Annotated in this window: 3 protein-coding genes; 1 reads left to right on the top strand and 2 read right to left on the bottom strand. The window is 28.0% G+C overall.

Features of this window, described 5'->3' with window-relative positions; all coding sequences use genetic code 11:
- The coding region (locus AB1Z17_RS10905; protein ID WP_368051825.1) for a nucleoid-associated protein at positions 1–666 on the bottom strand (666 nt) is incomplete at its 3' end.
- 55 nt (positions 667–721) lie between these two features.
- Positions 722–1,324: a ribonuclease HII gene (locus AB1Z17_RS10900; protein ID WP_368051824.1), complete on the bottom strand. Its 603-nt coding sequence runs from the start codon at positions 1,322–1,324 to the stop codon at positions 722–724.
- Positions 1,325–1,510: 186 nt separating this feature from the next.
- Here AB1Z17_RS10900 and AB1Z17_RS10895 point away from each other — a divergent pair.
- A partial coding sequence (locus tag AB1Z17_RS10895) for a putative porin (RefSeq protein ID WP_368051823.1) occupies positions 1,511–2,553 on the top strand: 1,043 nt, incomplete at its 3' end.

Below are 2,553 nucleotides of genomic sequence, written 5' to 3'. Positions count from 1 at the left end.
TTCTTCAGAAAAATCTTTACACATTTCAATGTAATTTTGAGTATGCTGATTGCTGTCATCTGCATATTTTACATTTAAAAAGTTTTTAATCCAATATTGAGCATCGTAATTATTAGTATCAACACTCAAAATTACTCTTCCTTCTGCATCGGAAGAATTAATAATTAAACAACCTTTGTCTAGTTTTTTGGTACTAATTCCTTTTTGAACAAAAACATCTAAACTGTCTTTTTCCATAAAAGTTTGAAAGAAATTTATTTTATTTTCAATTTTAAAAATTCCTATTGCATTTGTAACAACATCATTGTATTCTATATCTTCAAAAAGTGCAATAATTACATCTCCAACTTTAATTTGAGCCGAATTTGATTGTTCAAATAAATGATTTACAATGTGTTTAGAAACATCCACAAATGAAGTTTCATCTTTAAAAATTTCGGTTGAATAATTATTTATTTCGTTTAATTCTATATTTGCATGGTGGTTAAAACGAAAACTTTCTGCAACGTTTGCAAAAGGTTTCAATAAAAAAGGTTTCATTAACTCGTAACTTTCTTCATCGAAAGTAATTACATCTTCAGAAAAAATATTGGTAGCACTATTAAATTTGTTTCCAACTTTATGAATTATAAATTTTGTTATTGAAGCTCTAGTACGTTTTATCATTTTTTACATTTTATAAGAACGCAAATGTAAAATTTTAATAATACATTTTCAGAAATTACAACTCTAATTTTAATTGATCTGGAAGTAATCGGAATGTTTTTCTGTGGAATGGCGTAATTCCAAATTTTCTTATGGCTTCTCTGTGTTGTTTTGTTGGGTAACCTTTGTTTTTTTTCCAATAATACTCCGGGAATTCCAAATCTATTTTTTGCATAAATTCATCTCTGTAGGTTTTTGCCAATACAGAAGCTGCCGCAATACTCATAAATTTAGCATCTCCTTTTATAATTGTTTTGTGAGGAATATTTTTAAACGAGTTGAATTTATTTCCATCTACAATTATGTGTTCTGGAGTTACAGACAACTTTTCTATAGCTGTATGCATTGCTAAAATTGACGCTTGCAAAATATTTATTTCATCTATTTTAAGCTCATTTATATACGAAACTGAGAAAGCTAAGGCATTTTTTTCAATAAAAGGGCGCAATAATTCGCGTTGTTTTTCTGTTAATTGTTTAGAATCGTTTAATAAAGGATGTTCAAAATCTTGAGGTAAAATAACTGCTGCAGCCACAACTGGGCCTGATAAACAGCCTCTTCCAGCTTCATCTGTACCAGCTTCTAACACGTTTTTTAAAAAATATTTTTGAAGCCCCATAATTTTAATATAACATTACAAAATTAAAAAAGTTATCATTGCAATTTACTATTATTATTTTCGTTCAAATAATTTACCTTTGCTACTTTAGATAATTTATGAAACGAGTATGTTAAAAAGTTTATCTCCCAACGAAATAACAAATAGCGAACAGCAGGTGACCGTTAAAAAAAATAATATAAACCCATGAAAAAAGTATTAGTCACGTTATTTTTAGGGTTTTCTTTTTTAAATATTTCGGCGCAAGTAATTATGCCAGATCGTGACAATGGTCTATTTAAATCTGATAGTACCTCTTTCAAAGATCAAGTAAATATTAAACTTAGTGGAAAAACTAAGTACACAGATTATAGAATGTTTTCTGTGCAAAATGATACTGTGGTTATTGACACTACATTGACCTTACAAAAAGATTTTAAATTCAACTATATCAGAAAAGATAATTTTGAACTATTACCTTTTCATAATCAGGGGCAAACTTTTAATAAATTAGGTTTTGACTTTGAAGGAAATTCAGTTTTTCCAGATATGGGAATGGATGCTAAACAATTTAATTATTACAATGTTGAAGACATAAAATACTATAAAGTTCCAACACCAACTTCAGAATTTATGTATAAAACTGGTTTAGAACAAGGTCAGGTTCTAGATGCATTTTTAACAATGAATACCTCGCCTCAATTTAATTTCTCTTTAGCATATAAGGGGTTACGTTCTTTAGGGAAATATAGAGAATCTTTAGCCAGTCATGGTAATTTCAGAACCACTTTTAATTACAATTCTAAAAACAAAAACTATTTTTTAAAAGGTCATTTTTATTCGTTTGACTTTCTAAACGAGGAAAATGGTGGTTTAACACAAGAATCCATAAATTATTTTGAAATTAATGACCCTAATTATACAGATCGTGGCCGATTAGAAGTTAATTTTACGGATGCAGAAAATATGTATGAAGGAAAACGATATTTTGTGAACCAAAGTATCACACTTTTTTCAAAAAAGAATCAACTTACCAAAAAACACATAAAAAGTAAATTACTTATTGAACAAAAAAAGACAGATTCTTTAAATAATATACTTGCTCTTAAAACAGCCGATTCTCTTCGAATGGATTCAATAACTATTATATCTAAAAAGGAATTGGAAATAAGTAATCTAAAACCTAAAGATTCTGCTAATATTTCGATTGATGAAGATTTACTAGCTGCATCTATTAAACTGAAAGATTC

The sequence above is a fragment of the Lutibacter sp. genome (assembly GCF_040883305.1).
Classification (GTDB): Bacteria; Bacteroidota; Bacteroidia; order Flavobacteriales; family Flavobacteriaceae; genus Lutibacter.
Note: the sequence above shows the minus strand (reverse complement) of the source record. Positions and strands in the feature narration are given on the sequence as shown.

Excerpts from the sequence above, each read along its gene's own strand:
- AB1Z17_RS10900 (WP_368051824.1), bottom strand. The coding sequence starts at position 1,324 with ATGGGGCTTCAAAAATATTTTTTAAAAAACGTGTTAGAAGCTGGTACA.